Source organism: Alistipes sp. CAG:268 (assembly GCA_000434235.1).
In the GTDB taxonomy this organism is placed as follows: Bacteria; Bacteroidota; Bacteroidia; order Bacteroidales; family Rikenellaceae; genus Alistipes; species Alistipes avistercoris.
Genome location: FR892001.1, coordinates 41,882 through 66,952, shown reverse-complemented (window position 1 = coordinate 66,952; position 25,071 = coordinate 41,882). Strand labels below are relative to the sequence as shown.

General features: G+C 63.3%; 21 protein-coding genes and 1 pseudogene. 2 read left to right on the top strand and 20 right to left on the bottom strand.

Going from position 1 to position 25,071, the window contains the following annotated elements; genetic code table 11:
* Positions 1-1,792 (top strand): S9 family peptidase (locus QZL63_RS05970; RefSeq protein WP_290586193.1); only part of this gene is annotated, 1,792 nt, incomplete at its 5' end.
* Between the two features lie 106 nt (positions 1,793-1,898).
* Here the strand turns inward: QZL63_RS05970 and QZL63_RS05965 are convergent.
* The 11 genes from QZL63_RS05965 to QZL63_RS05915 form a co-directional block, all read right to left on the bottom strand.
* The gene (locus QZL63_RS05965) at positions 1,899-3,326 is read right to left on the bottom strand and encodes an NADH-quinone oxidoreductase subunit N (protein WP_290586190.1); all 1,428 of its coding nucleotides are present in this window, start codon (positions 3,324-3,326) and stop codon (positions 1,899-1,901) included.
* 7 nt (positions 3,327-3,333) lie between these two features.
* Entirely contained in the window at positions 3,334-4,818 is a 1,485-nt protein-coding gene (locus tag QZL63_RS05960; protein WP_022308422.1) for a complex I subunit 4 family protein, read from the bottom strand.
* Positions 4,819-4,833: 15 nt separating this feature from the next.
* On the bottom strand, positions 4,834-6,729 hold the full coding sequence (gene nuoL, locus QZL63_RS05955; RefSeq protein ID WP_022308421.1) for an NADH-quinone oxidoreductase subunit L: 1,896 nt from the start codon (positions 6,727-6,729) through the stop codon (positions 4,834-4,836).
* A 25-nt stretch (positions 6,730-6,754) separates the two neighbouring features.
* Complete coding sequence (gene nuoK / locus QZL63_RS05950) at positions 6,755-7,063, bottom strand: NADH-quinone oxidoreductase subunit NuoK (protein WP_022308420.1); 309 nt, start codon at positions 7,061-7,063, stop codon at positions 6,755-6,757.
* A 15-nt stretch (positions 7,064-7,078) separates the two neighbouring features.
* Positions 7,079-7,588: an NADH-quinone oxidoreductase subunit J family protein gene (locus tag QZL63_RS05945; RefSeq protein ID WP_022308419.1), complete on the bottom strand. Its 510-nt coding sequence runs from the start codon at positions 7,586-7,588 to the stop codon at positions 7,079-7,081.
* Positions 7,589-7,591: 3 nt separating this feature from the next.
* The gene (locus tag QZL63_RS05940) at positions 7,592-8,032 is read right to left on the bottom strand and encodes a NuoI/complex I 23 kDa subunit family protein (RefSeq protein ID WP_022308418.1); all 441 of its coding nucleotides are present in this window, start codon (positions 8,030-8,032) and stop codon (positions 7,592-7,594) included.
* A gap of 2 nt (positions 8,033-8,034) precedes the next feature.
* Positions 8,035-9,111: an NADH-quinone oxidoreductase subunit NuoH gene (gene nuoH / locus QZL63_RS05935; RefSeq protein WP_022308417.1), complete on the bottom strand. Its 1,077-nt coding sequence runs from the start codon at positions 9,109-9,111 to the stop codon at positions 8,035-8,037.
* A 17-nt stretch (positions 9,112-9,128) separates the two neighbouring features.
* Positions 9,129-10,676: an NADH-quinone oxidoreductase subunit C gene (locus QZL63_RS05930; protein WP_290586213.1), complete on the bottom strand. Its 1,548-nt coding sequence runs from the start codon at positions 10,674-10,676 to the stop codon at positions 9,129-9,131.
* A gap of 68 nt (positions 10,677-10,744) precedes the next feature.
* Complete coding sequence (locus QZL63_RS05925) at positions 10,745-11,398, bottom strand: NADH-quinone oxidoreductase subunit B (RefSeq protein ID WP_022308415.1); 654 nt, start codon at positions 11,396-11,398, stop codon at positions 10,745-10,747.
* Positions 11,389-11,739 (bottom strand): NADH-quinone oxidoreductase subunit A, encoded by a 351-nt coding sequence (locus tag QZL63_RS05920; protein ID WP_022308414.1) that lies wholly within the window; start codon positions 11,737-11,739, stop codon positions 11,389-11,391. Before QZL63_RS05920 ends, QZL63_RS05925 begins: the two co-directional genes overlap by 10 nt.
* 127 nt (positions 11,740-11,866) lie before the next feature.
* Positions 11,867-12,232: a hypothetical protein gene (locus tag QZL63_RS05915; RefSeq protein ID WP_290586187.1), complete on the bottom strand. Its 366-nt coding sequence runs from the start codon at positions 12,230-12,232 to the stop codon at positions 11,867-11,869.
* Positions 12,233-12,501: 269 nt separating this feature from the next.
* Between QZL63_RS05915 and QZL63_RS05910 the strand changes: the two genes are divergently transcribed.
* Positions 12,502-13,878: a tryptophanase gene (locus QZL63_RS05910; protein ID WP_022308412.1), complete on the top strand. Its 1,377-nt coding sequence runs from the start codon at positions 12,502-12,504 to the stop codon at positions 13,876-13,878.
* 89 nt (positions 13,879-13,967) lie between these two features.
* Here the strand turns inward: QZL63_RS05910 and QZL63_RS05905 are convergent, their stop codons facing one another.
* The 9 genes and pseudogenes from QZL63_RS05905 to QZL63_RS05865 form a co-directional block, all read right to left on the bottom strand.
* The gene (locus QZL63_RS05905; RefSeq protein ID WP_022308411.1) at positions 13,968-14,669 is read right to left on the bottom strand and encodes a vitamin B12 dependent-methionine synthase activation domain-containing protein; all 702 of its coding nucleotides are present in this window, start codon (positions 14,667-14,669) and stop codon (positions 13,968-13,970) included.
* Positions 14,656-15,576: a CobW family GTP-binding protein gene (locus QZL63_RS05900; RefSeq protein WP_022308410.1), complete on the bottom strand. Its 921-nt coding sequence runs from the start codon at positions 15,574-15,576 to the stop codon at positions 14,656-14,658. The genes QZL63_RS05905 and QZL63_RS05900 overlap by 14 nt, the downstream gene beginning before the upstream one ends.
* A complete protein-coding gene (locus QZL63_RS05895; protein ID WP_022308409.1) occupies positions 15,567-15,992 on the bottom strand; it encodes a cupin domain-containing protein in 426 nt (141 codons plus the stop codon). The genes QZL63_RS05900 and QZL63_RS05895 overlap by 10 nt, the downstream gene beginning before the upstream one ends.
* Positions 15,989-16,999 carry a uroporphyrinogen decarboxylase family protein gene (locus tag QZL63_RS05890; RefSeq protein WP_022308408.1) on the bottom strand — a complete coding sequence of 337 codons (1,011 nt, stop codon included), beginning with the start codon at positions 16,997-16,999 and terminating at the stop codon, positions 15,989-15,991. Before QZL63_RS05890 ends, QZL63_RS05895 begins: the two co-directional genes overlap by 4 nt.
* 4 nt (positions 17,000-17,003) lie before the next feature.
* Positions 17,004-17,636 (bottom strand): annotated as a pseudogene (locus QZL63_RS05885) (corrinoid protein); the annotation flags it as partial.
* 37 nt (positions 17,637-17,673) lie between these two features.
* On the bottom strand, positions 17,674-18,744 hold the full coding sequence (locus tag QZL63_RS05880; RefSeq protein WP_022308406.1) for a uroporphyrinogen decarboxylase family protein: 1,071 nt from the start codon (positions 18,742-18,744) through the stop codon (positions 17,674-17,676).
* Positions 18,745-18,763: 19 nt separating this feature from the next.
* Positions 18,764-19,903, bottom strand: coding sequence for an MFS transporter (locus QZL63_RS05875; protein ID WP_022308405.1), 1,140 nt, complete (start codon positions 19,901-19,903; stop codon positions 18,764-18,766).
* Positions 19,900-22,197 (bottom strand): GH92 family glycosyl hydrolase, encoded by a 2,298-nt coding sequence (locus QZL63_RS05870; RefSeq protein WP_022308404.1) that lies wholly within the window; start codon positions 22,195-22,197, stop codon positions 19,900-19,902. Before QZL63_RS05870 ends, QZL63_RS05875 begins: the two co-directional genes overlap by 4 nt.
* Entirely contained in the window at positions 22,197-25,061 is a 2,865-nt protein-coding gene (locus QZL63_RS05865; RefSeq protein WP_022308403.1) for a glycosyl hydrolase-related protein, read from the bottom strand. The genes QZL63_RS05870 and QZL63_RS05865 overlap by 1 nt, the downstream gene beginning before the upstream one ends.
* Between the last annotated feature and the right edge of the window lie 10 nt (positions 25,062-25,071).

The following is a 25,071-nucleotide window of genomic DNA, read 5'->3' as shown; positions in this document are numbered from 1 at the left end:
GGCCGACGGCGTCGTCCGCCCGATCCTCCCCGAGGCCGAGGCCCCGCGCGACGCCTCCTTCTCGCCCGACGGGCGGCTGATCGCCTATTCGGACCGCAACGACCTCTACGTCTATGAGATCGCCACGAAGAAGACCCGCCGGATCACCGACGACGGAGCGTGGAACTCGGTCATCAACGGCACGACCGACTGGGTCTACGAGGAGGAGTTCGGCTTCACGCGCGCCTACGCCTTCTCACCCGACGGCAAGCGGCTGGCCTACCTGCGCTTCGACGAGTCGCAGGTGCCTCTGATGGAGATGATGCGCTTCGACGGCAAGCTCTACAACGAGGCCTACTCGTTCAAATACCCCAAGGCCGGAGAGAAGAACTCGACGCTGCAGCTCTGGGTCGCCGACCTTGAGACCGGGGCCAAGAACCGCATCGACACGGGCAGCGAGACCGACCAGTACATCCCGCGCCTGGGCTTCACGCCCGACGGCCGCCTCTGGTACTACCGCCTCAACCGACGCCAGAACACCTTCGAGATGGTGCTCTGCGAGCCCCACGGCGCCCAGCGCGTCATCTACGAGGAGCGGGCCCAGCAGTATGTCGAGCGGGTGGACGACGGCACGGTGACCTTCGTCGATAACGACCGCTTCCTCGTGCGGCAGGAGAGCCACACGGGCTACATGCACCTCTACCTCTACAGCATCCGCCGAGGCCTGCTCGCACAGGTAACCAAGGGGGCCTGGGAGGTGACCGGCGTCGTCGGGACCGACGGCAAACGGGTGTGGTACCTCTCGACCGAGACCTCGCCCCTGCGCCGCAACCTCTACAGCGTCCGCCTCGACGGCAAGGACAAGCGCCGCCTCACGCCCGGCGAGGGCTACTACTCGATCGCCCCGAGCCGCGGCATGAAATACTACATCTCGACCTTCTCGAACGCCTCGACGCCCAACCGCGTGGAGATCTGCGACGGCGAGGGCAACGTCGTCCGTACGCTGGCCGACAGCCGCGCCCTGCGCGAGGAGCTTGCAGCCAGGAGGGTTCCCGTCAAGGAGTTCTTCACCTTCACCACCGAACGAGGCGACACGCTCAACGCCTACATAATCCGTCCGCGCGACTTCGACCCCTCGAAGCGCTACCCCGTACTGCTCACGCAGTATTCGGGACCCGGATCGCAGCAGGTGGCCGACCGCTGGTCGGTGGACTGGGAGGACGCCCTGGTCGAAAAGGGCTATGTCGTGGTCTCGGCCGACGGCCGGGGAACGGGATTCCGCGGCGAGAAGTTCAAGAAGCAGACCTATGGACGGCTCGGTGCCCTGGAGGTCGAGGACCAGCTCTCGACGGCCCGCTACATGGCCGCGCAGCCCTGGGTCGATGCCGACCGCATCGGCATCTACGGATGGTCCTACGGAGGTTTTATGGCCGTCAGCTGCGCGCTCAAGGGACACGGGCTCTTCCGCATGGCGATTGCCGTGGCTCCGGTCACCTCGTGGCGCTACTACGACACGATCTACACGGAGATCTACAACAACCTGCCGCAATACAACGCCGCGGGGTATGACGACAACTCGCCGATCAACTTCGCCCGGATGCTCGACGACGAGAAGACCCGGCTGCTGCTCATCCACGGCACGGCCGACGACAACGTCCACTTCCAGAACACCGTCGAGCTGACGCGGGCGCTGAACCGTTACGGCAAGCAATACGACATGATGGTCTATCCGGACCAGAACCACTCGATGCTGCCTTCGGACACCTACAACGTCCGGCAGAAGATGATCGACTACACGCTCGAGCACCTCTGACCGGGCCCGCCGCTGCGGCGGAGAGAGGCATCCGACACGCATCCATACGAAAAGCCCCTGTTGCCGTGGCAACAGGGGCTTTTCGCGTCACATTCCCGTTCCGGGATCAGAGCCCGTAGGAGAGGGCGTTGATGCTGTCGTAGACCGCGCTCGCCACACCCAGCAGCAGCACGCCGGCCAGGCAGAAGAAGAGGCTGATGCGCGTGTAGCGGTCGCTGCGGAACGCCGCGATGGGCGACTCGTTCGGCGTGATGTACATCGCCTTGACCACCAGCAGGTAGTAGTAGAGCGAGATCACCGTATTGAGCAGGGCGATGAAGACCAGCAGGTGGAATCCGCTGCGGAAGGCGGCCGCAAAGACGAAGAACTTCGAGAAGAACCCAGCGAAGGGCGGGATGCCGGCCAGCGAGAAGAGCGCCAGCGTCATCGCCACGGTCAGACGGGGGTTCGTGCGGTAGAGCCCGTTGTAGTCCTCGATGGCGACCTTGCCGCCGCTGTGCTGCTCGACGGAGGCGATCACGCCGAAGGCCGCGAGGTTGGCGGCCATGTAGACCAGCACGTAGAAAACCAGCGAGGTCATGCCGAAAGGCGTCCCGCCGATGACGGCCAGCAGGATGTATCCGGCCTGCGAGATCGACGAAAAGGCCAGGAAGCGCTTGAGGTTGCGCTGCCGGATGGCGAAGAGGTTGGCCACGGTGATGCTCAGCACGGTAAGCGCCCAGAGCACCGTCTGCCACTCGCCGACCATCGGGGCGAAGACCTTGACCAGCACCGTGAGCAGCACGAAGGCCGCAGCTCCCTTCGAGACGACCGACAGGTAGGCCGTGACGGGTGTCGGGGCGCCCTGGTAGGTGTCGGCGGTCCAGAGGTGGAAGGGCACGAGCGAGAGCTTGAAGCCGAGGCCAGCAAGGAAGAAGACCAGCGAGAGAACCTGCAGCGGCGAGCCGTCGATGTGCGACGCCATGTCGTCGAAGTAGAGCGTACCGGTAGTGCCGTAGAGGAACGAGATGCCGTAGAGCATCAGTCCACTGGCAAACAGCGCGCAGAGGATGAACTTGGCTCCCGCCTCGGCCGAATGGCCCTTGTACTTGTCGAAGGCCACCAGGCAGGCCATCGGCACCGAAGCCAGCTCGAGGCCGATGAAGAACATCAGGAAGTTGTCGGCACCGATCATGAAGAACATGCCCAGCAGCGTCGAGAGGGTGAGGATGTAGAACTCGCCCTGCTTGTGGCGCGTGTCGTCGCGCCGCAGCCATGTGTCTGCCTGCAGGCAGACGATGAGTGCGCCGACGGTCAGGACGGCCTTCACGATGCCGTGCATCGGTTCGTAGCGGAACATCCCGCCGAAGAGCGACCCCGCCTCGCCGGGCAGAAGCGCAACGACGGCCTCGACGGCCAGCAGGATGCACACGACGGCCGTAAAGCAGCGCCGGGCCCGTTCGCCGGCGAAGAGGTCGTAGAGGAAGAGCAGGACGATCAGCAGCGCGAGCGTCACCTCGGCCCGCATGTAAACGAATAGATCCGTATAATTCATGGCTCGTCTAATTCAAAAGGTGAGTAATGACCGTCCCGACACCGCCGCGCACCAGGTCGCTCACCCACAGCGGGGCCAGACCCATGCCGGCAACGGCGACGATGAGGCAGATGACCGAAAAGCGTTCGTCCCACGTGGCATCCGAGAGCTTCAGGTGCTCGGGGTTGGTGCAGGTGCCGTAGAGGATGCGACCCACGACGCGCAGGATGTAGACCGCCGTGATGACGATCGACGTGCAGGCGATGATCGTCACGACGCGGTGGAACGTGTCGGCGTGCATGAAGGCGCCGTTGAAGATCGTCATCTCGGCCACGAAGCCGCTCAGGCCTGGAAGACCGAGGTTGGCCAGACCGGCGATGACGTAGCCCACGGCCAGGAAGGGCATGATCTTCATCAGACCGGCGAGCTGGCGGACGTCACGCGTATGGGTGCGGCCGTAGATCATGCCGATCAGGGCGAAGAAGAGCGCCGTCATCAGTCCGTGGCTCAGCATCTGCAGCACGGCACCCGTGGCGGCCGTCTCGTTCATCATCAGGATGGCGAAGAGCACCAGTCCGCAGTGCGACACCGAGGAATAGGCGTTGATGTACTTCAGGTCGGTCTGCACGCAGGCCGAAAGGGCCCCGTAGACCACCGATACGGTCGTCAGCAGAATGAAGATCCAGCTCAGTTCGTGCGCCGCCTCGGGCAGCAGGAACATCGCCACGCGGAAGCATCCGTAGCCGCCCAATTTCATCAGCACGCCGGCATGGAGCATCGACACGGCCGTCGGGGCCGAGGCGTGGCCGTCGGGACTCCACGTGTGGAAGGGGAAAAGGGCTCCCAGGACGCCGAAGCCGATGAAGACGAGCGGGAACCAGATGCGCTGCTCGGCAAGGGGGATGTTGTGCAGCGCGGCGATCTCCAGTACGTTCATCGTCTGGGCCCCCGAGCCGAAGTAGATGCCCAGGATGCCGATCGGCAGGAAGGCCGAGCCGCCCATGAGCATCAGCGTGAGTTTCATGGCCGAATACTCCTTGCGGCCGCTGCCCCAGACGCCGATGAGCAGGTACATCGGGATGAGCGCCACCTCGTAGAACATGAACATCGTGAAGAGGTCCACCGAGATGAAGAATCCGAAGACCCCGACACTCAACAGGCAGAACCAGAGGAAGTACTCCTTGACGTCGGTCTTCATCTGCCACGAGGCGAATGTGCCCGTAAAGACGATGATGGCCGACAGGAGCAGCATCGCCACCGAGATGCCGTCCACGCCGATGGCGTAGTGGATGTTGAGCGGGGCGTACCATACATGGCTGTCGGTCAGCAGCATCGCGGCCGTCTCGCCCGCCTCGCGCAAGCCGAGGAACCGGAAGACCAGCACGACGGCCAGTACCAGCAGCAGCGACGAGCCGGTGACCATCACGGCATGGATCTGCCGCGTCGATTTCGAAATCCAAAGCCCCAGCAGCATCACCAGCGGGATGAGGGGGAACAGGGATAGCATATTCATAATAACAGCGTCGAATTAGCGGATGAGAAGAATCAGGATCGTAAGGCCCAGCGCACCGCCCAGCATCCAGATGCAGTAGCGCTGCACGCTGCCGCTCTGCATGCCCCGGATGGCGGCGGCCGCACCGTGGGTCGCCGTGGCCAGCAGGTTCATGAAGCCGTCCACGACGTGGCGGTCGAACCAGGCGATCGGTGTCGAGATGCAGGCGAAGATCACGCGATGGGTGACGAACTGGTAGACCTCGTCGATGTAGAAGCGGTGGTAGGCCGCACGGTGCAGCGTCGGGAAGGCCGCTGCCAGACGGTCGGCCACAGGCTGCTTTTCGCGGGCATACATCCACGTGGCCAGCGCAATGGCGGCCACGGCCACGCAGAGGCTCACGGCAGCGACGCTGCGGTCGATGTGGATCGTATAGGCGGCGCCGTCCGACGAGACGAACTCGCCGAAGGGGATCCAGCCGGCAAAGAGCGTCACGACGGCAAGGAATACCAGCGGCAGGGTCATGCTCAACGGGGCCTCATGCGGCGCGTGGGCCGCATGCAGCTCGCGGTTCTCACGCCCCCAGAAGATGTTGAAGTAGAGGCGGAACATGTAGAAGGCCGTCAGTCCGGCAATGGCGGTCATCACCCACCCCATGACGGGGCTGAAGGCGAAGCAGGCCGTGAGGATCTCATCCTTGGAGAAGAAGCCGCTCAGGGGCCAGATGCCCGCAATGGCCAGGCAGGCCACGAGGAAGGTCACATGCGTCAGGGGCATGTAGCGGCGCAGGCCGCCCATGGCCGACATCTCGTTCGAATGGACGGCATGGATGATGCAGCCCGCCCCGAGGAAGAGCAACGCCTTGAACAGGGCATGGGTGAAGAGGTGGAACATCGAGGCCATGTAGCCCAGCCCGCCCGCGTGGGGATCGGCCGAGGTGCAGACGCCGAGCGAGACGATCATGAAGCCGATCTGCGAGATGGTGCTGAAGGCCAGCACGCGCTTGATGTCGCTCTGCACGCAGGCCACCACGGCGGCGTAGAGCGCTGTGAAGGCCCCGATGTAGGCCGTCCAGTGCAGCACCTCGGGGGCATAGCCGATGAACAGGGGGAACATCCGCGCCACGAGGTAGACACCGGCGACGACCATCGTCGCGGCATGGATCAGCGCCGAGACGGGCGTCGGACCCTCCATGGCGTCGGGCAGCCAGATGTGCAGCGGGAACATGGCGCTCTTGCCGGCGCCGCCGATGAACATCAGCCCCAGTGCCAGCGGGATCATCCCTCCGGCGGCGGCCAGCATGGCCGTATCGGGCGTGAAGGAGAAGGTCCCGGCGTAGTAACCGTAGAAAAGGATGCCTACGAGAAAACCCAGGTCGGCGAAACGGGTCACGATGAAGGCCTTCTTCGAGGCGGCGATGGCCTCGGGCTTCGTGTAGTAGAAGCCGATCAGCAGATAGGAGCTTACGCCCACCAGTTCCCAGAAGAGGTACATCTGGAAGATGTTCGTGGCCACGACCAGCCCCATCATGCTCATCGTGAAGAGCGACAGGAAAGCGTAGTAGCGCTGGAAGCCCCGCTCGCCCTTCATGTAGCCGAACGAGTAGATGTGGACCATGAGCGAGACGGTCGAGATGACGACAAGCATCATCACCGAGATCGGGTCGAGCTGGATGCCCAGGTCGATGTGCAGCGTCTGACTGATGGGCAGCCAGACGGTGTTCCACGGCACGAGCGTCGGATAGAGGCCCGCGGCGTCACGCCCCACGCCGAAGAAGTACTCCCCGGCGGCCGTGTAGCTCAGGACCGCCACCACGGCCACTACGGCCGTGCCGATGGCGCCGGCCACCGCGGGTCGGAGCTTCATGCCGGCGATGCCGAGCACGAGGAAACTCACGAACGGCAGCAGCAGAATCAGAATCGTATATTCCATAAAGCGTCGTTATTTGCAGGGATCGTTACCACTTCATCTGGCGCAGGTTGCGGACCTGGATATTGCGGATGTTGCGGTAGATGTTGATGATGATGGCGATGGCGACGGCCGTCTCCGCGGCACTCACCCCGATGGCGAACAGCGCGAAGAAGAAGCCCTCGAGCGCTCCGGGGAAGAGGAAGCGGTTGAAGACCACGAAGTTGATATCCACCGAGTTGAGAATCAGCTCTACGGAGATCAGCATGGCCAGCAGGTTGCGGCGCGTCACGAAGCCGTAGATTCCCACGAACATCATGATCGTGGAGACGACGAGATAATACTCCATGTGTATCATAAGGCACTCTGTTTTTTAGCGTTTGCGGGCGATCATGATACCGCCGACGATGCAGGCAAGCAACAGCAGGCTGATCACCTCGAACGGCAGGACATATCCGTACTTGTCGCTGCTCATCAGCGCATGGCCGATCGTGCGGACCGACAGTTCGCCGTGCTCGAAGTGCGACGGCAGGAAGTGGTGCTTGAGCGTAATGAAGAGACAGACGCCCAGGCCGGCCAATGTTGCGGCCAGACCCGCCACGAACTTGTAGCCCTTGAGCTCCTCGGCCTTGTCGCCCTCGCTCGAGGTGAGCAGAATCGAGAAGACGTAGAGCACCGTGATGCCGCCGGCGTAGATGAGCAGCTGCACGGCCCCGAGGAACGAATAGTTGAGCTGGAAATAGATGCCGGCCGTACCGAAGAGCACGAACAGCAGGTAGGTCGCCGCACGCAGGATACGCCGCGTCGAAACGGCCAGCACGGCGCTCACCGTGATGAAGATCGCCAGCACGGCGAAAACGATCAATTCGAGAGTTATCTCCATGGCTTACTGTTTGTTCAGGATTTGGACCAGTTTCTCCCGCGTGTAGACCGCGTGTTCGAACTCCGTCGCAAAGCGGATGGCTCCCGTCGGGCAGGCATTGACGCACAGGTGGCAGAACATGCATGACCCGAGGTCGTACTCGTAGCGCACCAGACGTTTCTTCGACTTGCCCGTTTCGGGATCGGTGACCATCTCGGTCACCAGGCGGATCGTCCCGTTGGGGCACGACGACTGGCACAGTCCGCAGGCGATGCACTTGTTGTGCCCCTCGGCATCGTGGGGCATCGTCAGATGGCCGCAGTAGCGGTCGTACATCTTCAGCGTGGCCCGGTTCTCGGGGTATTGCTCGGTGACCTTGGGCGTGAAGAATTCGCGGCCGGTCACCTTCATGCCCGTCAGCAGGGTCCCCAGTCCGTGAAACAGTCCTTTGATATAATTCGACATGACTAAAAATGCAGGTTAAAGACAACGACGATGACCATCAGCAGGAGATTGACCAGGCCGATCGGTACGAGGTATTTCCATTCGAGCGTCAGGATCTGGTCGATGCGCAGGCGCGGGAAGGTCCACTTGATCCACATCAGCAGCAGGACCACGAAGAAGGCCTTGCCGAAGAACCAGACGAAGCCCGGGATGTAGTCCATCACCGTGTTGAAGCCCTCCCAGCCGGGGATGTGCAGCGGCATCCAGCCGCCGAGGAAGATCGTGGCCGCAACGCCCGAGATGATGAACAGATTGACGAACTCGGCGACGTAGAACAGGCCGAAGTGCATGCCCGAGTACTCGGTGTGGTATCCGGCCGTGAGCTCCGACTCGGCCTCCGGGAGGTCGAACGGGCCGCGGTTCACTTCGGCGTTGCCGGCGATCAGGTAAATCACGAAGGCGATGAGCGCCGGGAGGTGGCCCTTGAAGATGAACCACCCGTCGGCCTGACGCTCAACGATCTCCGAGAACTGCATCGTGTCGGTCAGGACGACGATCGTCAGGATCGAGAGGCCGATCGACAACTCGTAGGAGATCATCTGCGCACCGCTTCGCATGGCGCCGATGAGCGAATACTTGTTGTTGGAGCTCCACCCGGCCAGCAGGATGCCCACCACGCCGATCGACGAGGCGGCCATCATGAAGAAGACGCCTACGTTGAAGTCGAGGACCTCCATCCCGCGGTTGAAGGGCAGGCAGGCGAAGGCCAGGAGCGAGGCCAGGATGACGATGTAGGGGGCCAGGTTGTAGAGGAACTTGTCCGCATGGCGGATGGTGATGATCTCCTTGGTGAGCATCTTGAAGACGTCGCCGAAGACCTGCAGCGTGCCCCACGGACCGACGCGCACGGGGCCCAGACGGCACTGGAACGCGGCACAGACCTTGCGCTCCATGAAGATCATCACGATGGCGATGATCGTGTAGAGCAGCAACAGACAGCCGCCGATCACCACGCACTCGACGAAGGTCGCCAGGCCGAGCGGCAGGAACGACGTCAGGAGTCCGTGTATCCAGTTAGTTATGATGCTGAAATCGAACATATTCTCGTGTTTTGCGTTTAACGGTCAATATCGGGCACGACGTAATCGACCGTACCGCCGATGGCGATCAGGTCGGCGATCTTCGCGCCGCGGGTTATGGTTTCCATGCACGATACGAGCGGAAGGCCCGTCGAGCGGAACTTCATGCGGTAGGGCGACTTGTCGCCGCGGCTCTCGATGTAGACGCCGAACTCGCCGCGGCTGCCCTCGACGGCGGCGTAGTAGCTGCCCTCGGGGATCCGGATCACGGGTTTCATCTTCTCCTGCCAGGGTCCCTCGGGAATGTTGTCAATTAGCTGCTCGATGATCCGCATGCTCTGCTCGATCTCGCGCATGCGCACCAGGTAGCGGGCCATGCAGTCGCCCTCGGTGAAGAGCACCTCGTCGAAATCGACCTTGCCGTACATGGCATAGGGATGGCGCTTGCGCACGTCGCAGGCCCAGCCCGAGGCGCGGCCCGTGCCGCCCGTCGCACCGAACGAAACGGCATCCTCGCGCGACAGCACGCCGGTACCCTTCAGACGCTCCTGAGCGATGATGTTGCCGGTGAAGACCTCGTGGTACTCGCGCAGCGTCGGACGCATGTAGGCGATAAACTCCTTGACCTTGCGCACGAAGTCGGGATGGATGTCGGCCTGTACGCCGCCGATGGTGTTGTAGGTCTGGATGAGCCGGCCGCCGGTCGTCTGCTCCAGGATGTCGAGCACCTTCTCGCGGTCGCGGAAACCGTAGAAAAAGGCCGTCAGCGCGCCCATGTCCATGCAGAGGCACGAGAAGAAGAGCAGGTGCGAATCGATGCGCTGCAGCTCGTCCATGATCGTGCGGATGTACTGCACGCGCTCGGAGACCTCGACACCCATCGCCCGCTCGATGCACATGCAGAGGGCATGGCGGTTCTGCGACGCCCCGAGGTAGTCGAGGCGGTCGGTCAGGGCGAGGGTCTGCGGATAGGTCAGGCTCTCGCACATCTTCTCGATGCCGCGGTGGATGTAGCCACAGTGCACGTCGAGCTTGCGGATAATCTCGCCCTCGAGCGAGACGCGGAAGCGCAGCACGCCGTGCGTAGCCGGGTGCTGGGGGCCGATGTTGATGACGTACTCGTCCTCCTCGAAGATCGCCTTGCGGTGGCGGATGAAACTTCCGTCGTGGGTGAGTTCGAAGCTCTGGGCCGTCTCCTCGGCCACCTCGTTGCTCATGCGCAGGGGATTCAGCGCCGGATCGTAGTCCTTGCGCAGGGGATATCCCACCCAGTCGTCGCGCAGGAAGAGCCGGCGCATGTCGGGGTGGTTCAGGAAACGGATGCCGAAATAGTCGTATGCCTCGCGTTCGTTGAACTCGGCGGCACGCCACAGGTCGCAGACCGTATCCAGCACGGGGTTCTCCCGGTCCGGGGTCAGCGTCCGCAGCACAAGGTTTTCTCCCGTGCGGGTGGATTCGAGGTGGTAGACCACGCCGAGCCCCTCTTCGCCCCAGTCCATGCCCGTAAGGCTGCGCAGGAAGTCGAACCCCTCCTCCTTGAGCCGGGCGGCCACCGCATGCAGCCGGTCGGCCGGCAGGGTCACCATGCCGTCGCCCGCCTCTCGCCACTCGGCCGCGGGTTCCCAGCCCGTAATCTTCTCTTTCCAGGTCGTATTCATCGTTTATCTTCTCTTTCGACGTTCAACTCGTTCTTTTCAGCCGTCAGGTCGCGCTTGAGCAGCTCCTCATACTCCTTCTCGCCGATCTGGCGGTTTACGCCGCCGAAGAAGCGCTGCAGGCGTACCTTGCGCTGGAGCTGCATCAGCCCGTAGAGCATTGCCTCGGGACGCGGCGGACATCCCGGGATGTAGACATCGACGGGCAGGATCTCGCCGACGCCCTGCACCACGTGGTAGGACTTCTTGAAGGGCCCGCCGCTGATGGCGCAGCCGCCCACGGCGATCACGTATTTCGGGTCGGCCATCTGGTCGTAGAGGCGCTTGAGCACCGGGGCCATCTTGTGGGTGATCGTACCGGCGACCATGATGAAGTCGGCCTGACGCGGGGAGGCACGCGCGACTTCAAACCCGAACCGGGCAAAATCGTAGCGGGCGGCACCCACGGCCATGAACTCGATGCCGCAGCAGCTCGTGGCGAACGTCAGCGGCCAAAGGCTGTTGCTGCGGCCCCACTCGATCAGGTTGTCGAGGCACCCGACGATGACGTTCGTCCCGTTTGCGCGCAGTTCGCGCGCCATGTTCTCAAGGTATTCGTTGTCGTTGAAATCCTCGTATTTCATCGACTTGATCTCCGGCATCTTTATTTCCATTCCAAGGCTCCTTTCCGCCAAGCGTATGCAAGGCCCAAAATCAACACAAGCAAGAAGAAGAGGATGCTCACAAGGCCATAGAGACCCAGATCCTGCACGACGACGGCCCACGAGAAGAGGAAGACGGTCTCGACGTCGAACATCAGGAAGAGGATGGCAAAGAGGTAATAGCCGACCTTGAACTGCATCCACGATCGTCCGCGCGTGGGGATGCCGCATTCGTAGGCCTCGCCCTTCTGCGAATTGTAGGAGCGGGGCGAGATGGCCCGGGCGACACCGAGCGCAACGGCAACCAGCGCAATGGCCGTAAGGATCACGACCACGAGTAACGTGAAATACATATTATCTGTTTTTTGTTCGAATTGACACGGCAGGCATGCCACGGCATGCGAGAAAACAAGGCGGGGAACCGACGGCGGGAGACCCCGGCGACGGCGAGACGTTTCGGCCCGGCAGGCCGAAACGGGGCTATATCCGGATACGCTCGAGCGAGAAGACGTAATAATCCACCGGGCGGGGCGAGAAACCCTCGCCGCACGGCGGAACAAACGCCCCGGCCGCGTCGGATACCGTCAGGACGGAGCCCGCAGACCCGAAGTCGTAGCAACGCAGCAGGCTTCTCAACCCGCAACCCGAATCGGGCAGATCGGAGATTTCGAATCCGAGGCACGGCACGGCAAAGCAGAAGTCGGCCGGAGAGGGGATGTCGGAACTCCGGTCGGCGGAAAGAGCGGCGAACGTACGGTCCGATCCCTCCCGCTCGGGGAGAGGTCCGACGGCGCTCATCAACACGAAAAGCGCCACGAACAGTGCATATTGTATCCGAACCAACACCTTGCTAACCTTGCTTTCGCGCCGCGAATATACAATTCTTTCGGCGAAAAAAAGATTTTTCGGGCCCGAAAAATCGCACGGGCGGGCCGCCGTCACGGGAAAAAGCGGGTTGCAGGACATGCCACCGCAGGGGCCAAAAGTTCGCTCCGAGGCCATCCGAAAGCCTTTTTTCAACAAATCGAAACCCCAAATGCCGAATCTTCGATTTTTTTTCGTAATTTTGAAGAAAATACCGACGATCCTTAACCTTAAAACAAAAATACAACGACATGAAACTGCCCTATTGCGAACCCTACAAGATCAAGATGACCGAAGCGATCCGCACCTCGACGCGCGAAGAGCGCGAGGCCTGGATCCGCGAAGCTCACTACAACCTCTTCAAGCTGCGTGCGGACCAGGTGACGATCGACCTGCTGACCGACTCGGGCACGGGCTCGATGAGCGACCGCCAGTGGGCGGCGATGATGACCGGTGACGAGAGTTACGCCGGCGCCGCATCCTACTTCCGGCTGAAGGAGGTCATCGGGCGCCTGTTCGACATGCCCTACTTCCTGCCCACGCACCAGGGCCGCGCCGCCGAGAACGTCATCTTCTCGGCGCTGCTCAAGGAGGGCGACATCGTCCCGGGCAACTCCCACTTCGACACCACGAAGGGCCACATCGAGTTCCGCCGCTGCCACGCCGTGGACTGCACGATCGACGCAGCCTCCGACACGCAGCTCGAGATCCCGTTCAAGGGCGAGATGGACCTCGGCAAGCTCGAGAAGGTGCTGCGCGAAAACCCGCGCGAGAAGGTGCCGTGCGTCGTGCTGACGATCACCAACAATACGGCCGGAGGACAGCCCGTATCGATGCGCAACATCCGCGAGACGGCCGAGCTGTGCCGCCGCTACAACGTGCCCCTGCTCATCGACTCGGCCCGCTTCGCCGAAAATGCCTACTTCATCAAGACGCGCGAGGAGGGTTACGCCGACAAGTCAATCAAGCAGATCGTCCGCGAGATCTATCAGTATGCCGACATCATGACCATTTCGGCCAAGAAGGACGGCGTGGTGAACATGGGCGGCTTCGTGGCCATGCGCTCCGAGGAGCTCTTCGTCAAGGCGATGTCGTTCTGCATCATGTACGAGGGATACGTGACCTACGGCGGCATGTCGGGACGCGACATGGATGCCCTCGCAGTGGGTCTGGACGAGAATACGGAGTTCGAACAGCTCGACGCCCGCATCCGTCAGGTCAAGCTGCTGGGCGATCTGCTCGACGAATACGGCGTTCCTTACCAGCGTCCGGCCGGCGGCCACGCCATCTTCATCGATGCCAAGAAGGTGCTCCCGAACCTGCCCAAGGAGGAGTTCATCGCCCAGACGCTGGCCGTGGAGCTCTACCTCGAGGCGGGTATCCGCGGAGTCGAGATCGGCTCGATCCTCGCAGACCGCGACCCCGAAACGCACGAGAACCGCTACCCGGCCCTCGAGCTGCTTCGCCTGGCCATCCCGCGACGGGTCTACACCGACAACCACATCCGTGTGATCGCCGCAGCATGCCGCAACATCTACGAGCGTCGCGAGGAGATCACCCACGGATACCGCATCACGTTCGAAGCTCCGATCCTGCGCCACTTCACCGTGGAACTGGAGAAGATTTGATCTTCGCAACCGCACAAGACAAAGACCTCAACCGAAACAGGCGGCGCCCCGCAAGGAGCGCCGCCTGTCGTTTCACAGGTCCGTACCCGTCAGGCCCCGAGCCGCCGCTTGTAACAGTCGGCCTTGCGGCAGAGGGCGCATCCGTAGTCGCGGCGCTCGACCTCGGGGCCGATGCCGACTACGGCACTCACCGACTTGATCGGCAGCATCAGCCCCGACTCACAAAGCCGCACGCCGCAAAACCCTTCGGGCAACAGGCTGAACAGGGCATGCTGTTCGGAGACGTTCCAGCCGCAGTATCCCGGGCTGTAGGAGTTGGTGATGCGCAACCCTTCGGGGGCCACATACCGCTCGAGGCGGTCCAGCCCGCAGGCCACGATCGCCTCGGCCATCACCGAGCCCAGCGCATCGGCCACATAGGCCGCCACGACATCATCGCCCTCGCGCAGGTCGTGCAGCCAGGCATCCATCTCGGCACCGACACTGGCAATGAGCACCGCGAAGCAGCTTCCCTTGCGCAACTGGGCGGCGATGATCGCCCCGGGTTCGAAATCGAGTTCCCCGAGTTTCAGCCGCTGCCGCTCGACTCGTCCCTCGACGATCCGGAAACCCAACCGGGGCCGGCAGATCTCCAGGGCCCGGGCCGTCAGCCGGTCCACGATCTCCTGTACGTCCGGGCCCGGTTCGGCTGTTCCGTAGCCCAGCGTCGCCCGCAACTCCGCGGGCGAAATCGTCAGATCCCGCACCGAGAGGGGCAACTCCCGGGCGGCCATCCACTCATTTCGTTCCATAAATCCACTCTTTCAAACAAGCTTTTGCGGCATCGGCCGCCCATGTTCCCGCTCCGGCATCGACCCACCAGCAGGTGAGAAACCCTCCGCACTCGGGGGCCCCGGCGACAGGCGAGCATTCGAGCCGGCCGGGAGCAAGCCAGTCGGCCTTCACCCACCCCGCATCGCTGCACAGGCATCCCTTGGCCCGCACGGGGGTGAGATTCCGCTCCGCAAGCCGCGCAAAGAGAGCGGCCAGATCGTCGCGGCTCACCGGCCGGCCGACGGGGAAGGTCTCCGTGACGAAGCGCGGTCCCCCGGCCGGCAGAACCGGGAAGAAGGCCCGGAATCGGGCATAGCAGCCGGGCACGGTCTCGAGCCACCAGTTTCCGTCAAAGGCATCGCCTCCCTCAACGATCAGCGCCTGGGGATTGATTCGCTCCAGTTCGTCGCGTACCGCAGCGGTGCGTTCGGGCGTGGAGAGGTCCGTCCGGGTCAGGACGATGACCGGTGCGAGCCGGAACTGTCGGAGAAAATGGTCGCGGTTCAACTTCAACAGCAGGTCGAAACGCTCCACATCCACGAGCATCACCACCCCGTCGGGTTCGAAACCCGGAATGCGGAGCAGGTCGGCCAGGTCGCCGAGCCCCGACGGTTCGAGGAACACGCAGTCCGGATCGAAATCGGTCCGGATACGCTCCATCGTTGCCGCCATCTCGCCCCGCAACGTGCAGCAGACGCACCCGGCACGCAGGTCCACGACCTTCAGCCCGCCATCGCGGAGATAGAGCCCGTCTACGGACTCGCGTCCCGACTCGTTCTCCACGACGACGACCCGGCGGTCGGCAAGCGCCTCACGCACGATGCGGCGGATGAGCGTTGTCTTCCCGCTGCCCAGGAAACCGCATACAATCAGATTCAACGGCATGCGTCGCTCTTCTTGAGCGTCTCGGCGACGGCCGCACGCAACTGCTCCGCCTCGGCGTCGCTGAACGGACGGTGAAGACCGTCATGCAGGTGCGTCCCGTCACGTTCGACGATGATCATGCGTGCATCGCGCGACATGCCGATGTTGTGCCACACCCCGGCCGGGATGTTGTAGGTGACTCCGGGCGTCATGCGCACGCATTCGAACGAGATGCCCTCATCGCCGATCTCGGCGGCCACCAGCACGGCCGTTCCCGCAAACAGGATGAATGCCTCGTCGGTCTGCCGGTGCACCTCGACATCGACCATGTCGTCCAGGCCGTGGCCCGGAAGATAGTTGAGCTGGGCGACCTGCCAACCCTCGCGGATCAGGAAGGGGTTGTACCCCTCCGCCTCGTGATAATACCGTTCGATCATCGCTTCCGTCCGTTAAAGTCCGCAACTGCCCGATAGAAGGCCTCGATGTTGGCCGCCGGAACCCCCGGAGGGGTATCGCACCCCGACGAAAGGATGAAGTTCGGATGCCCCGCCGCCATCTCCAGCAGCGCCGTGGAGGCTCCGTACACCTGCTCGGGCGTACCCATCTTGAAGACCGATACGGGATCGACATTGCCCATTACCAGCGTGTCCGACGGGCAGTCGCGCAACGCCGCGGCCATGTCCATGCCGTTTCCGAAGTGGTAGCCCATGCTGCCCGTGGCCACCATGGCCGCGGTGCACTGCCCCGTATTGCCGCAGTTGTGGAGGATGACGGCGAAGTTGTCGTCTTGCACCTGTTCGACGATCCGGCGGACGTAGACCGAGGAGAACTCCCGGCAGGCGTCGTCGGAGAGCAGGCCGGCGGCCGGTTCGGCGATGAGCACGCCGTTGGAACCGGCCCGCTTGAGCGCCTTGCAGTACTCGGTGATGAACTCCGTGCACTTGTCCAGCAGCAGGCGGATCGTGTCGGGTTCGATATAGATGCCCATCATGATCTCCGACATGTCGTAGAGACGCCCGGCCAGCGAATAGGGACCGATGCAGCCACTCAGCACGGGACGGTCCGACGCGCGCGCCACCAGCTCGTTGGCCTTCAGGTACTCGGGGACACGTCCGGCATCGAGCGAAGGGATGGCCAGCGCCTCGATCCCGGCACGGTCGCAGACCAGACGTCCCACGACGCTGGGGACGTCGTCCTCCGGGAAATGGATCTCGGCGCCGAAAGCCTCCGCCTCGACGGTCAGATCCATGATCACGGTCGAGGCCAACGAAGGATAACGCTCGGCGAGCGCCAGCACGGCGCGGGCATGCACCTCGCCGTCGGTAACCGCATCGCGGACGCTGTGTCCGATGAGTTCGATTCCCGAGTGGGTCATGATCGGGAGCGCCGCGCGGTCCGGGGAGGCAATCAGCTCCCCGACCCACTGTTTCATGTTCCGTTCCATAACGCTATGCCGATTTTGCGATGAGTTCCTTGGCCTTCAGCACGGCCGAGTTGGCATTGTCCGAATAGCCGTCGGCGCCGATCTGGTCGGCGAACAGCTGATTGACCGGCGCACCGCCGACCATGATCTTCACCCGGTCGCGCAGTCCGGCCTGCTCGATGGCTTCGATCACCGTCTTCATGTAGTTCATCGTCGTCGTAAGCAGGGCCGAGAGGCAGAGGATGTCGGCCTGCTCGGTGCGCACCGCCTCGACAAACCGGTCGGCCGTGATGTTCACGCCGAGGTTGATGACCTCGAAGCCGCAGCCCTCGAACATCGAGGCCACGAGGTTCTTGCCGATGTCGTGCAGGTCACCGTAGACCGTGCCGATGACGATCTTGCCGATCGTCGCCGACTTGCCGCTCGACAACAGGGGTTTGATGAGCTCCAGGGCGCCCTTCATGGCCCGGGCCGCCATCAGCAGCTCGGGGACGAAGGCCTTGCCCTCCTGGAAGCGCTGGCCGATGCGCTGCATGGCCGGGATCATGTAGTCGGAGATGATCGACTGCGGGTCCACCCCCTCATCGATCGCCTGACGGGTCAGTTCGACGGCGGGCTCGAGATGTCCCGCCACGATGGCATCCGAAAGTTCTTGCAGATTGGTCATGATTCTGTCGTTTTTTTGTTTTCGTCATTTACAGGTTTTCATTCAGCCGGCAAAGCTCCTCGTAGGAACCGTAGCGGCGTGCCGCGGCTATGAAGGCGCGGAAGTTGGCTTCGGGCGTATTGCGGCCCATTGCGCAGCCCGAGCTGATGATGTGGCGGCGGCCGCGGGTCTTGGCCACCAGGTTCTTCACGGCGGCATCGACGTCATCGGGCGTACCGACCACCAGCGGGAAACTCGGGTCGATGTTGCCCATCAGCACGGTCGATTCAGGCACGAGACGGCGCGCCTCGGCCATATCGAGTTTCCAGTCCACCTCGAGGATGCGGGCTCCGGTGCGGCCCATGTCTCCGATGATTCCGGTCGTATCGCCGCAGATGTGCACAGAGAAGGGAATGCCGTAGTCCTGTACCTCCTCGACCAGCTTCCGCTCGGGCTCGAAGGCAAACTGACGGTACATGTCGGGCGAGATGAGGTTCGGGCCGGCAAAGGCGTCACCGATCGAGGTGGCATGCGCACCGGCATCCTTCTGCGCCTTGGCGAAGACGGCGCTGATGCGGCGGCAGTAGTCCAGTACATCGGCTATCAGCTTGGGGTCCTCGGTCAGCAGGTCCATCATGAACTGCGTGGTTCCGCGCAGCAGGCAGGCGATGCTGAAAGGGCCCTGATCGGCGCGTCCCATGACGAAGACATGGTCGCCGATGGCCTCGACCAGACGCTCGGTGGCCTCGAGCCAGACGCTGAGACGTCCCGAGCTCATCGGATCGGGAATCGGCATGTCATAGACGTCGCGCAGGTCCTTGAGCACGGGCTGCTGCTCGTCCACGATGGCGGGTTCGTCGTCGCGGAAGATCACCTTGGCGCCTACGGCCTCGGCAATGGTCGCGTCGTCGAAGTCGATCACGCAGCCGTCGTATCCGTATTTCTCCTGCGAGACGATGTGGGCCTCGGCCATCTTGCGGCCGTTGCGGTTCACCTCGCCGATCTTGTATCCGGCCGTCTCGACCGCGAACATGAAACTTTGCGGCACGACGGGAAGCGTGTCGGGCATCCGCCCGTCCAGCACGGCCATGCAGCGTTCCAGAGATGTCATTTCTTTCATATTGGATAATTTTTATCGGTTAATTTTTCAGTTTCAGGGAGGCGACAAGCATGTAGAGCAGCGCGACGCCCGGGACGAACAGGCTGGCCCACTGACCGCTCAGGTCGGCCACGACGCCCATGAGGGGTGGCAGCAGCGCACCGCCGGCCACACCCATGATCATCAGCGCCGAGACCTCGTTGGCACGCCCCGGAGCCGACTTGAGGGCCGCAGAGAAGGCAATGGCGAAGACGTTGGCGCAGCAGAGTCCCAACACGAAGAGTGTGACGAAGAGCACCGTCGCATCGGCTGCCGTCATGAAGAGTCCCAGCGCGACGAGGGCCAGCAGCATCGAGACCGTCAGGAAGCGGCGCGAAGAGATGCGCGAAAGGACCACCGCACCGCCGAACGTCCCCGCGGTACGGGCCAGGTAGTAGAGGCTGCAGCCCATCGCCGCCCGGTCGAGCGGGAGCGAGCAGCGCTCCGAGAGGTACTTCGGCACGGCGGTCATCAGCCCGATCTCGAAGCCGACGCTCAACACGATGACCGACAGCAGCATCAGGATGTAGCCGTCGGTGAGCAGCGTACGGACGCCGCGGGCGCCGACCGGCTCGGAGTGCGACTCATCGACCTTCAGCCGGGCCATCCAGAGCCACGACAGCAGGGTGATGAGGGCATAGAGCGGGAAAATCAGCCGCCAGTTGCCCCACACGCCGGCCGCCACGCCTACAAGCACGGGGCCGAGCATCGAGCAGACCGCCTTGATGAACTGCCCGAGCGTGAGCATGCTCGTCGCACGGGCCTCGCCGGCGACATCGGCAAGCAGCGGGTTGAGCGACACCTGGAGCATCGTGTTGCCGATGCCCAGCAGGGCGAAGGCCGTCAGCACTACCGGGAACGAATAGTCGGCCAGCGGCAGCAGCATCGCCACGAAGGTCACGACGGCACTGGCCATGACCGTCCGCTTCCGCCCGATGCGCCCCATCAGAACCCCCGTGGGCAGCGAGCAGACGGCAAACCAGAGGAAAACCATCATGGGCAGCAGGTTGGCGATGCGGTCGCTCAGCGAGAAATCGGCCTTCACGTAGCTGGTCGCCACGCCGACGACATCGACGAAGCCCATGACAAAGAAACTGAACAGCACGGGCAAAAGCCCGGCAAGGGTGTTTTTACGGTTCATTCGCAACGGAAGTTTTGGAGTTCCGCGCCGTCAGGCCGCGAAACCATGTGGAAAACCAGTTCGCCGCCCTCCATGATCCGTTCGTAGGAGATCGTGCGCCCGGGGTAAGGTTTCCCGTCGAGCGTCACCGAGGCGACAAACATGCACTCATCGGAGAGGCCTTCGGCACGCACGGTGAAGGTCCGTCCGTTCTCGAGCCGGAAGGCGATCCGTTCGGCCTGCGGAGCCCCGAGCACGAACTCGCCCCCGCAGGGATCCACCGGGTAGAAGCCCGACACGGCGAAGAGATACCATGCGGACATCTGCCCGCAGTCGTCGTTGCCGCGAAGGCCGTCCGGTGCATTGAGGTAGAAGTTGCGGGTCAGGTAACGCAGGATGGCGTCGGTCTTGTACCCGCGCGAAGTGTACTTGTAGAGATAGGGCACGTGATGGCACGGTTCGTTGCCGTGCCAGTACTGCCCGAGGGTCCCGTAGATGTTCCACACGAGGTCCTTGACATAGGGACGTCCCGTGCGGGTGTAGAACATCGAGTCGAGCCGTGCAACGAAGGGTTCCTCACCCCCCATGCGCTCCATCAGCCCCTCGATGTCGTGCTGTACGTGGAAAAGGTAGTGCCAGGCATTCCCCTCGGTGAAATCCGATCCGGCCACCCACTCGCCGACCACCCGGGCAGGGTCCTCCCCCCGCCGGAAGCTGCCGTCGGCCCGCCGGCCGCACATGAATCCCGATTCGGGGTCGAAGACGTTCGTCCAGTTGCGCGCAAGTGCCTCGAGCGTGTCGGCCTCGGCCGTGCGTCCGAGCGCGCGGGCGAGCAGGGCGGCGCAATGGTCGTCGTAGGCCGATTCGAGCAGCCGGGAGACGGTCTCGCGGCCGTCGTCCACAGCCGAGAGCGAACGGTCGAAGGGGATGTATCCGTAGGTGTCGATCAGCTCCGTGTGGTTGCGGTAATGACTCTTGCGAAGACTCTCCCAGACGGCTTCGAACAGTTCATCGTCGCCGTAGCCCTCCGGGCGCAGCCCCTTGAGCCAGGCATCCACCAGCACCGGAACGGCGTGGTTGCCGATCATCGTACGGGTCTCATGTCCCCACAGGGCCCACCGGGGCAGGTAGCGGTGCGCCTCGAGCGGATTCGAGGGATCGGCCACCTTGGCTGCATAGTGTTCCATGATCGAGCCGTTGAACAATGGCACGAGCGAGGGGGTCAGGATCGTATAGAGCGGGTGCGCCGCCCGGTAGGTGTCCCACAGCGAGAGGGTCGAGAAGAAGTGTCCCGACCGGCTCGTACGCACCTCGCCCGCCTCGGAACGGTAGCGGCCGTCCGTGTCGGCGATGTCGTTGGGCTGCATGTAGAGGCGGTAGAGCGCCGTATAGAAGTTGGTCCGCTGCTCCCGGTCGCCCGAGATCTCGACGCGCGAAAGCAGGTCGTTCCACGCGCTGCGGGCCCGTTCGCGGAGGACATCGAACGATTCGCTGTCGGCCGCCTCCTCCGCCAGGTTGCGGCGGGCCGCCTCGACGCTCGTCGTCGAGAGGGCGATCCGCACGCCGAGCTCGGCGTCACCGTCCATCTCGAAGCTCAGCACGTAGCGCGGAGCCCGCTCGGCGGAATCCGGAGCCGGCAGTTCGACGACCGAAGCGATGCGGTGGTCGAAACGGATCGTGTAGTACTGGTCGCGCGGAGCCCACTCCCGCGGCCGGCGGTAACCCGAAAGGCCGTAGTCGTCGAACTCCTGACGGACCTCGAGGACATTGCCGGCAAGCCGCGTCGAATCCCACGCCACCCCGTACTGGAGATCGACAAGGACACGGGCCGTTGCCGGATCGTCGAAGCGGTAGCGGTGGCACGCCACGCGGCGGGTAGCCGTCAGTTCAACCTGCGTGCGGTTATCCTCGAGCCGCACGGCATAATAACCCGGTGAGGCCACCTCGGAGGTTTTGTCGTATTCCGAGCGAAACGCTCCGCGCTCCGTGCCGGCGATCTCGCGCCCGCACCAGGGCATCAGCAGGATGTCCGACATCGAGGGGCACCCCACTCCGTTGAGGTGCGTCTGGGTGAAGCCCGCCAGGTAGCGGTCCGCATAGCGGTAGCCCGTCACATGGTCCATGAAATAGCCCTCGTAGAGGGAGTCCACGGACTCAGGACCGGGTTGTACCATACCCATCGGAACGGTGGCCCCGGGGACGCAGTGTCCCTCGTGGAGCGTTCCGATGAAGGGATTCACATAGCCGGTGCAGTCGTGCGGCACGGAACAGCCGCACGACAGTACACACAGCAGAATCAGAAGCGGACGGAACATCAGAGCTCGAGTTTGTAGGTTTCGATGGCGTGGTGTCCCAGACGGAGGGTCAGCCGGCGGCCCGAACCGGCAACCGGCTCGCCGCCCTCCTCGATGAGGTCGGTGCGCGTCACGCGCTTGACATCGAACGGCAGCGTCACCTCGACCGTCTTGTCCACACCCTCCATCTCGGTCAGACGCAGGATGAGGGCATTGCCGCCGTCGGCCTTCTTGAGCGTCGTGAGCGACACAAGCGGATCGGAGATGCGGATGAACGAGCAGCTGGCCTCCAGGTCGCCGCCGCGGCCCTCTCGTGCGACAGGCAGCAGCGGGTGGTTGGCCCCCACGCCGAAGCAGTAGCCGTTCTGCCACCCGGCCTCATGGCCGAGGATCGAGAAGCGGAAGGAGTGGGTGCCGGTCTGGTGGTACCAGTTGCCCTCACCGTGGCAGCTCTTGTGCGACGAGAGCAGGATGCCCTGCAGCACGGGATAATCCGACTGGTCGCGCGACGGGTCGATCCAGTCCGCCACGGCCACGCACGACGACATCGTCACACCGAAGCCGTTGCCGCTGGCCGAGATGAAGTTCTGGATCTCGCGCGGATGCGAATCGGCGGGATGGTGCACGTAGGTGCCGCCCCAGCTCCAACCGCCCGGTACGCTCTTCATCTCGCTGACGCCCACCTCGGCGACACCCATCGGAACCTCGTAGTGGATGCGGCTCGATGCCCGCTTCATGTTGAGCGGGAAGAGGATGCGGTACTGGCGGTTATGCTCGCCCGTGAAGTTTTCGAGCGTCACATCGAAATCGATCTTCTTGATGGCATGGTAAACCGTAATGCGCTGGATCACGCGGGCGAAGGCGGTCTGTACGGCATTCTCGAAAGTCGTGCAGACGGCACCCGTCGCCACGATCCGCCACGAAGCGGGCTGTGCGCTGACAAGCGTCTGGTCGTCCACCTCCAGGTCGGCGATGCGGTTGAACTCGCCGGCCCCGTTGCCCTTGTATCCGGCATCGAGGATGTCACCAAAGGCGAAACGCGAGGTCTCAGCCAGGTTGCAGCCCTGCTCGAAGTCGTAGAGCGAAACAATGCCGCCGTCACCCAGCACAATGTCATAGAAGGCGTTGCGGTAGTAGTTGTCACCCTGCTCGACCCCTGCAGGCACCACCGGACGGGGCTCCTTCGCCACCGGTTTCACCCGGTAGGCGGCATATCCGAACGAAGGCACGCCCTCGGCCACGAAGGCCAGGCATTCGCGGCCGTCGCGCTCGACGCGCTGCACGGGCAGCTCACGGCCGTCGGAGGTGCAGACCACCGCAGGACGGTCGCCCGCCGGGAGGTAGGCCACCTCCGTGCGGTCCCACTGCAGGTCGTTGAACACGACCCAGTTGCCCGCCTCTTCCGGAACGCGGTCGGCGATCTTGCGCAGCGAAGCGTCGAGCAGCGAGCGGCCCAGGTCGCGGGCTACCGAGAGTGAATCGCCGAAGATGCGGTCGGTGATCTCGCCGTTCTTGCCGCCCAGACCGTGATCAGGATAGATCGAGGCCATCCAGGCGCGGTCGAACGCAGCGCGGGGATAGTCCCACGAACCGTCGAGGCACACGTTGTTCACCGCCGTGAAGAGTTCGGCAGCCGGCAGCAGCACGCCGGCCTCACGCTTGGCCACCGTCTGCTGGTAGTGTGCCGGACCGTGGATGTAGAGCCACAGGTCGGGACGTTCGCCGACGACCTCCTCCATCTGCGCCTCGGGCGTATCGACCAGCGCGAGGTACTCCTCGGCCGTCGAGCACTTCAGACGCGGCAGCTCCACCTCGGCCAGCTCCGCAATGCGGTTCCACTCGTCGATCACCGGTGCGAAGTTCACCGGCTTGGTGGCGTCACAACTCATCAGCACGGCGTAGTGCGGCGGGATGTGGCGGCTACGGAAGTAGTCGCTCCAGAGGCGGCTGCGCGGATGCAGGCGTTCGAAGGCCGTAACGGCATCCTTCTCGAAGAATTTCCACATGAGTGTCGCCCAGCCGTAGTTGCCCGGCGTGTAGGTCAGCACGCTCGATCCATCGGGGCTGTACCAGTCATAGAGGCCCTCGCGCATACGCGATACGAAGAGGTTGCGGATACCGCTCTTGGCCAGTATCTGGGGCATCTGCATCGTGCGGCCAGGGACATCGACGTTGTTGGCCGTCCTGTCGTCGCAGCCGGGCAGGTTCTCGCGGATCCACTTGCGGCCGTAGTAGGCCTGGCGCACCAGCTGTTCGCCCGAAGCGAGCCCCTCGTAGGGCTGGTTGTAGGTGGCGCCCCACACGAAGCGGCCCTCCTTGTAACGCTCGATCACCTCGTCGCGACGCTCGGGATGCGCCTCGAGAAACTCCATGAGGTTGAGCGTCTGCTCCATTTCGAAAGTGAAGTTCGGATCCTCGCGCATGATGTCCAGCGCCGGGATGATGATATCCTCGATACGTTCGGTGCGGCAGTATTCGGGCGTGTCCATCCAGGCTATGTCCTGATGCGACGACTGGATGATGTGGATCGTACCGTTGCGGAAATAGCCCCAATCATCGGGGATCGGAGCCTCGACGGCTTTGGATGACAGCACCTTGCGACCGGAACGGAGCGTCAGCACGTCGCTCTTGCCGATCATGGGCAGCCACACCAGCAGGCTGTCACCGGTCGAACCGGCCTCGACGGCCAGCGGTTCGTCACCGAGCTGCAGCACGGTCTTACGGGCCGGCGCCTCCGAAAGTTTCACATAGGAGAGGATCTTCAGGCGCCCGTCACGCTTCTCGTAGCGCACCGGCTCCACGCGAGCCACGCGGCCGATCTGCTGGGCGCTGGTTTCTCCGGCGGCCAACCCGAAGAGAGCTATGGCCAAAAGCGTTTTGTTCATCTTCTTCTTG